The organism is Candidatus Caldatribacterium sp. (genome assembly GCA_014359405.1).
Classification (GTDB): Bacteria; Atribacterota; Atribacteria; order Atribacterales; family Caldatribacteriaceae; genus Caldatribacterium; species Caldatribacterium oleiphilum.
The window spans coordinates 1-7708 of the sequence record JACIZN010000091.1; the positions used below are offsets into that span (position 1 = coordinate 1).

Consider the following 7708-nt stretch of genomic DNA (forward strand, 5'->3'; position numbering starts at 1 on the left):
AGGTCGGGGTGAAGAGCCCCTTCCGGTCAAACTCCGAGTTGAGGACGTAAAGCGTTCCCCCATGGCCTACGCCCGGGAGGATGAAAAGCTCAGCGCTATTGCCTTTTGCCCTGAGCTCCTCAAAAAGCCGCATGCTCTGCTCTTTGGGGGTGATTTCGTCCTCTTCCCCCACAACAAGGACAAAGGGGATAGGGGTCTTTTCGACCTGGAAAACGGGGGAGAGCTCCCGGAGGTTCTTCTTTCCCTCGAAGAGGTCGAAGAAAATCCGGCGGATGAGGTTCCGGAAGGGGATATCAAGGGTTTCCTCATAGGCTGGAAGGTCGTAGGGGCCGCTCAAAAGGAGAACAAGCCGCACCGCTTTGTAGACTTCCTCAGGGAGGATGCCGCGCTTAACGGTTGAAAGGGCCACAAGGTGTGCTCCCGCAGAGTGGCCGCAGAGGACGAATTCCCTCCGTCCCCCGTATGTTTCGATGTTTTCATAGAGGAAAGAGAGGGCTTTCCTGACATCCGCGAGGATTCCTGAAAAGCGGACCCTGGGGTACACGCGGTAGTCAAGGCTCACAAAGATGTACCCGGCTCTTGTGACCTCCCGGGCAAAGTGGCGGTAGAGGGCTTCATTCTTTGACCCTCCAATCCAGGTTCCCCCGTGGACGAAGACGAAAACAGGGAGTTTTTCGTTTCTTCGTATCGAGAGGGGAACGAGGATGTCGAGTTTCTGGGCTTTGTCGTTCCCGTAGGGGACGTCCTTGTAGACGATGCTCTCTGTGTACTCGGCAAGGATTTCAGGAGGCATGTAGAGGGGCTTTCCCTCTTTCACCTTTTTGAGCCCAAAGGTTTGGGCGAGTTCCTCTTTTATCCTCTCGTTTTCGAAGAAGGAGAAGGCGAACTGCTCTTTGAGCTCCCGGGAGAGGATGGAGGCAGCGTTCTCGAGGGAGATGTAGCTCAGAAGAAGGAAGAAGATGAGGAGGATGGCGCTACTTCGAATCACGGCCAGATTTCCCCAAGGTCGTTTCTTGTTCGGGCAAAGGCCCCGGCTTCAAGGGTGAAGGTTACGGTGGCGCTTCCTCCAGAAGCATCAGAGGCAAGGACGGTATGGGTCCCGGGGGAAACGGCAACAAAGAGGGACTCATCCGGAGCGCTTTCCCCCACATACTCCCCGTCAAGGAACCAGAAAATCCGTCCCCTTCCCCCCTCGGCCCGAAGGGGAAGGCGGAGCTTGGAATTCGGTGGAAGGAGGAAGTACTTCCGGCCGGGGATGGGGGAGACAATCGCAAGAGGGGTTTCCTTACTTGGCCTTAGAGTCCCCAGGGAGGGGGTGTGGAGGCTGCAAACCTCAAGGGGCGATACGTTGCGGAGGAAGGGCGCTGCGGTCCGGTGTTCACAGAACGGAGAGGCGATTTTCCCCGAGAGGGTGCAGACCTCCCGCCACTTAATGTCCTCAGGGCACCTGTACCAGACTCGTTCCCCCCGCATGAGGTATTCCATGAGGCGGATGCTCACCGGGGCAGCTAAGCGAATACCGACGAGCTCCTCGTGGGGCAATCCCTTTGGGTCTCCAAACCACACAAGGACCGTATAGCGGGGGTTATAGGCCACGGTCCAGGCGTCCCGAAGGCCGTAGGAGGTCCCGGTTTTGAAGGCGCAAAGAGGCAGAGGAAGGGTCTTTTTCGGAAGGGGATTGAAGCGGGAGGAATCGGCAAGGATTTCGGCAATCATGTAGGCGCTTCCCTCTGAGAAGACCCGCTTTCTGGTCGGCGTGTCCTCGGGGAAAAAGGTGAGCTCGATTTCTTCCCCAAGACGGCTCAGGGCGGTGTAGCCCCGGGCAAGCTCAAAGGGCGTCACTTCACATCCCCCAAGGATGAGGGAGTCACCGTAGAAGGTTTCATCTTTCGTGATGCGGGAAAAGCCGAGCGCCTGGAAGAGGTCCAGGCAGTCCCGGAGCCCCACTTTCCGGGCGACCCGAACTGCAGGAACGTTCAGGGACAAAGCCAAAGCAACCTCGCAGGACACCAGTCCCCGAAAGCCAAGGTCGAAATTCCTCGGAACGTTTCCCCCAAGTTCATACGGGGTGTCGGGAACGATGCTTGAGGGGACGAAAAGCCCCCGGTCAAAAGCCCGGGCGTACACGAAGGGCTTGAGGGCGGAACCAGGGGAGCGGGGAGCCTGGAGGCAGTCGACAAAGGCTTTCTCAGGAGTCCTTCGGAAGCGGGCGTTCCCCACATAGGCAAGAATATGCCCGGTTTCGTTCTCCACGATTACCCCGCAGGCGGTGATTCCCTCAGGAAGGGTAACCACAGCCTCCTCAAGAGCCCGCTCAAGCATTGCCTGGAGGGGAAAGACAAGGGTTGAGCGGACCCGGGAAGAGGAAGTCATCTTTTCAAGGAGTACCGCAGCGTGGTAGGCAGCTTGCGGAAGCCCCCGTGGTTTTGGGCAAGGAGCGCTGGTGTAAAGGAGGTATTCTTCCTGGGTGATGAGGCCTCTTTGGTGGAGCCTTGCAAGGAGGGCATTTCGGCGGCGGAGGAAATTCTCGGGGTTCTTATCGGGACGGAACCGCTCCGGGGCGGGGAAGAGGCTCACAAGAGACACAGCTTCAAGGAAACTCAGGTCTTTGGCTTTCTTCCCAAAGTAGTACCAGGATGCAGCCTCCACCCCGTAGATATTCCCTCCCAAGGGGATTCGGTTGAGGTACGACTCGAGGATGGCCTTTTTACCAAGATGCCGCTCAAGGCGGAGGGCAACAAGGTACTCCCAGAGTTTACTGGTTAACGTCCTGGGCCGGGGAAAAAGAAGGCGCACAAGCTGCGTCGTGATGGTGGAAGCTCCGGAGACGATTCTTCGGGAACGGAGGTTTGTGAAAAGAGCCCTCCCAAGGGCAAGGATATCCACTCCAGGATGGCGAAAGAACCGCCGGTCTTCGCTTTCTACAGCCACCTTCGGGAGCCACTCCCCCATCTCCTCAAGGGGAATGGGGATAGAGAAAGAATCCCGGGGGGATCGAAGAACCGAAAGGAGCGTTCCTTCCCTGTCGTAGAGGGCAAAGGAAGAATCGTAGCGGAGGAAGGGAGTAACGTCAAAGGGGAGGAGGAAAAGGTACACTACGCCGAGAAGGAAAACCCCGGCAATGCCAAGTAACCAGTACCTGATACGGCGAATGCTCACCGAAAAACCCCTTCTCCATTGTACCATGTTTAGAGTCTTAGCTTAAAAATCTTTTTCGCCTACTCATCAGCGCTGAGCAGATCTCTTTAAGGATCGCGCCATGCAGAGTATCGGTGACTATTCAGAACAAGCTTTCAAGGTCGGGTTTAGGTGTTATTGTGTTTTTAGTTCGTGCAGATATCGATTTGATGTGGAAAAGTGCGCAACACTCCGCTGGAGCTGGGTGTTTACTTAAAAAACCACCATTGTATACCTAAGAACCTGAAGAGGGTGTCGCCCTTAAATTGGAGTTCGAATTCCTCCTTAGGAATTGCCTTTCCGTTTGTATCCATCTCTACCGAGCTGGAGAAATCCATCGTGAACAAAACTTGGGCGATCTACAAAAATTTTTGTAGCGGAGATTGACAGCATCTTCTCCGTCAGTGTATTCTACATATGCGCACATGTATAATACTTCTACCGTCAATGGATGGAGGTCGCAGGCCTTGCAAGAGTTTGTCTCGAGAAATGTTCCTCTCCCGGCATATGCTCAGCTTAAGAATATCCTTAAAGCCAGAGTCGAGTCGGGATTTTATGGCCCTACTCTTCCCTCTGAGGCGGAGCTAGCAAGGCAATACCATGTGAGCAAGCATACCGTAAGAAGAGCTCTTTTAGAGCTTGAGAAAGAGGGAACAATCATCAAAAGGAGGGGAAAGGTAGCTGTAACTGTTAAGGGTGAGAATTTCTTCCGAGAGTATGCTCGTGAGCTTCTAAGTTTTACCGAAGAAATGAGGCGCAAGGGCTTAGTCCCTTCTTCTAAGGTTCTCAGGTTTGAAAAAATATTGCCGGATTCAGAGGTTTGCAAGATGCTCAACCTTAAAGAAGGAGAAGAAGTGGTTGTTCTTGAACGAGTTCGTTATGGGAGTGGCGAACCGTTCAACATAGGGACATCGTTTCTACCTTACAAGATGGTCCCCGATATTTTCTCCTTTGATTTTGGTGAAGAATCTCTGCACCATGTCCTTCGAACTTACTACGGCATCGAGCTTGTCATGGCGGATGAGAGTTTCGAGCCAGCGATGCCTACGCCTGCAGAGGCCCAACTTTTGCACATTCCGCGGTCAATGCCTATTTTACTCATGAAGGGGGTGATTTATTCCATAGAGGGGACACCGGTAGAGTACTTTCATCTTAAGTTCAGGGGAGACAAGGCACGGTTCAGTGTGCGGGTTTTTAGGAAATCGTGAAGCTTGAAAGGGGAGGAGGTAGGTTGCTGTGAAGCGTTGGGTTCTATTGGGTGCTGTGTTGGCGTTACTCGTGGTAGAAGGTCTTGCCTTTGCAGCTTCTGGTGAAACGTGGAAATTTGCCATTGTATACCCCATTGTACATCCTTTCTTTAATGAGACCACCCGGGGAGCTCAAGATGCAGCGAAAGAGTTTGGTGTCGAGGTGGAAATTCTTGGTCCGGATACGGCAGATATCGGAAAGCAAGTTGCTATCGTAGAGGGGCTCATCGCGAAGAAAATTGACGGAATCGGTCTTGGAGTTCTTGATCCCACCGCCTTGACTCCCTACATCAATACTGCTATGGAGAAAGGCATTCCAGTAGTTACCTTTGATACGGATGCTCCTCAGAGTAACAGACTCTGTTTCATCGGGACAAACAACGTGGAGGCAGGAAAACACGCAGCACGTGTGGCTATTGATATTCTCCAAAAGAAGTATGGTTCTCCAAAGGGTAAAATTTGTATCAGCATGGGTGTACCGACACAGCTTAATCTGAACCAGCGTCTTGAAGGCTTCAAGGAAGTTATCGCTCAATACCCCGAGGTCCAGATCGTTGACATTCAAACCGGTTATGGGGATCCCGAAAAGACCACTGCAAACATTGAGAACATGGTTACTGCTCATCCTGATATGGATCTCTTGTTTGGTGTTGATGCCCAGGCCGGTCCCTCTGCTGTGGTGGTCTGGAAGGCGCGAGGACTAAAGATACCAGTTGTGACTTTCGACGATCTTCCCGATATCATCGCTGGCGTACGACAGGGGATCATCACTACCACGATTGTTCAGCGGCAGTACAACTGGGGTTACCTCATTGTGGAGAGTCTGGTAAAGGCCAAGAAGGGGAAACCTTTGCCGGTCAACATGGATACCGGTACTATAGCCGTAACTGCGGAGAATGTAAACGTATACTATCCCGAGAAGTAACATTGGAGTAGGGAGCACACCGGAAGTACGCTTCCGGTGTGCTCAAAAAGGAGTGATGCTTTTTGCTCTCGAGAACAGAAATCAATACTATCCTCTTTTTTGTGATACTTTTCGTTATCTTAGGAATCTTTTCTCCGAATTTTCTGACCTCTTTAACCTCGTGAATCTTGCAAGGCAAATAAGTCTTTATGCTGTCATAGCAGTTGGTGAAACTTTGGTAATGACCTTAGGAGGCATAGACCTCTCTGTGGGTTCGGTGCTGGCGTTAGCAGGTGTACTTTCGGCAATCTTTCACCTGAGTTTGGGAAATCTTGCTATAGCAATAGCTGTTGGCGTGGGTATGGTGTGTGGATTTGTCAATGGTCTTTTGGTGAGTAAGTTGAGGATTAATCCCTTTATCGTTACTCTAGGAATGCTCAACATTGCTCGTGGGATTGTGCTTGTTATCACTAAAGGTTTTCCGATCCCCATTTACGAGGGCTCCATTATTACCCTTGGACAGGGGTCCTTTTTTTCCTTGCCTTATCTCTTTCTCTTCATGCTGGGTATTGGTGTTTTAGGCATTTTCCTCCTTGGTAGGACAACGTATGGAAACTATATCAAGGCGATAGGGAGTAACGAGTTAGCTGCTTGGGCAATGGGTATCAATGTTCAGCGCGTGAAGATTGTGACGTATACCATCAGCGGCCTTTTGAGCGGCCTGGCCGGAGTACTCCTTGCCGGACGCCTGAGTGCTGGACAGGCAAACGCGGGCATCGGCTGGGAGCTGGATGTCATTGCTGCAGTAATTATAGGGGGTACAAGCCTTGCTGGTGGAGAGGGAAGCGTGCTGGGGACGCTCTTTGGGGCAGCCCTTTTGGGAATGATACGTAATGGGCTTGTGCTTTTCGGGGTATCCATGTACTGGCAAACGATTGTGATTGGTCTTATTCTTGTGGGTGGAGTTGCTTTGGGTACTCTTCGAGAGCTGAGGGGTTGATCTATGGAAAGATCTTCTGTGAAGGAAGGTATCCCCTTGCTGGAAGCAAGGAACATCGTTAAGCGCTTTGGAGGTGTCTGTGCCCTTAAAGGAGCAAGCCTGAAGCTTTTTCCTCAAGAGGTTCTTGCTCTCTTGGGCGACAACGGGGCTGGGAAATCAACGATGATTAAGATTATCTCTGGATATTTGCAGCCAGATGAGGGAGAGATTTTTTTTGAGGGCAAAAGGGTTGTATTTTCCTCTCCTGCCCATGCAAGGAAGATGGGCATTGAGACTGTGTATCAAGATCTTGCCCTCTTTGGGGTTTTAGACGTGACGACTAATCTCTTCATGGGTAGAGAGAAGCACCATCTGGGATTGTTGCAAAAGAGAGCAATGGAGAGGGAAACGATGAGTATTCTTGATAAGCTGAAGACCACGATTAAATCCATCCACCAAAAGGTGAAATTTCTCTCCGGGGGACAGCAACACGCTGTAGCCATTGGAAGAAGTGTGTATGTAGGGGGCACTCCAAAGGTAATCATCATGGATGAACCGACAGCTGGCCTTGGAGTAGAAGAAAGTCAGAAAGTCTTGGAATTGATCAAGCAACTGAAGGAAAAGGGTATTTCCGTCATTCTCATTAGCCATAATCTGGAACATGTCTTCTGTGTGGCAGATCGGATTGTTGTCCTCCGTAGTGGAGAAGTTGTGGGGGAAAGATTGGTAGGAGAGACGAATCAATCAGAGGTAGTGCACATGATGATGGGGGTAAACTGTTGATCATGTGCGATTTGGAAAGCGAGGTGTTTCAGTTGACAAAGAGAGAGAGAGTTAAGGCAATGATCGAAGGGAAATCCATTGATTATCTGCCAAGTCAACTGGACTTTCTCCCCCGCCGAAAGGAGAAGCTTTGTGAGGAACTTCGTATTTCTGGCGATGAACTTGAAGAGTGGGTGGGAAACCATATTTTCTATGTATATCCCCTCTGCGCTGCTGAGTATTACTCCTCAGGCAGTACTGAGGATTGGGAGATGCTCAACCTCGCTGTAGCCCGAAACCTTGTGCAGTATGACGAGAGACTCGGGGTGATTTTTGATAACTGGGGGGTGGGTTGGAAGGTAAACCCCAATGGAGTCTGGCCCTACATTCATCCCTTAGCGGGCTGTGCTTCTTTAGAAGGATTTTCTCCTCCGGATCCTACAGTACCCGGTATATTTGACCACGTAGAAAAGGAGTTATCTCAGAAACGCAACGATATGTACATTGTTGGTCTCCAGCATATTCTCCTTTTTGAAAGGGCTTGGACTCTGGTAGGTTACGAAAGCTTTATGGAGAAGCTTGTGACAGATCTGCCTTTTGTGGAAGAGTTGCTTGATGTAATAACAGAGTACAATGTCC

7 protein-coding genes are annotated in these 7708 nt (G+C 51.1%); 5 read left to right on the plus strand and 2 right to left on the minus strand.

All coding sequences use genetic code 11. The features are described 5' to 3' along the window. Both H5U36_07610 and pbpC read right to left on the minus strand, forming a co-directional pair. A partial coding sequence (locus tag H5U36_07610) for an alpha/beta hydrolase (protein MBC7217989.1) occupies positions 1-988 on the minus strand: 988 nt, incomplete at its 3' end. After that, positions 985-3159: a penicillin-binding protein 1C gene (pbpC, locus tag H5U36_07615; GenBank protein MBC7217990.1), complete on the minus strand. Its 2175-nt coding sequence runs from the start codon at positions 3157-3159 to the stop codon at positions 985-987. The genes pbpC and H5U36_07610, both read right to left, overlap by 4 nt. A 485-nt stretch (positions 3160-3644) precedes the next feature. Between pbpC and H5U36_07620 the strand changes: the two genes are divergently transcribed. From H5U36_07620 to H5U36_07640, 5 genes are all read left to right on the plus strand, one after another. Beyond that, the gene (locus tag H5U36_07620; protein ID MBC7217991.1) at positions 3645-4385 is read left to right on the plus strand and encodes a GntR family transcriptional regulator; all 741 of its coding nucleotides are present in this window, start codon (positions 3645-3647) and stop codon (positions 4383-4385) included. Between the two features lie 28 nt (positions 4386-4413). Continuing rightward, positions 4414-5349, plus strand: coding sequence for a sugar-binding protein (locus H5U36_07625; GenBank protein ID MBC7217992.1), 936 nt, complete (start codon positions 4414-4416; stop codon positions 5347-5349). A gap of 55 nt (positions 5350-5404) precedes the next feature. Then, entirely contained in the window at positions 5405-6328 is a 924-nt protein-coding gene (locus tag H5U36_07630; protein ID MBC7217993.1) for an ABC transporter permease, read from the plus strand. A gap of 3 nt (positions 6329-6331) precedes the next feature. Further along, on the plus strand, positions 6332-7090 hold the full coding sequence (locus H5U36_07635) for a sugar ABC transporter ATP-binding protein (GenBank protein MBC7217994.1): 759 nt from the start codon (positions 6332-6334) through the stop codon (positions 7088-7090). Positions 7091-7122: 32 nt separating this feature from the next. Then, on the plus strand, positions 7123-7708 hold a 586-nt coding region (locus tag H5U36_07640; protein MBC7217995.1), incomplete at its 3' end, for a hypothetical protein.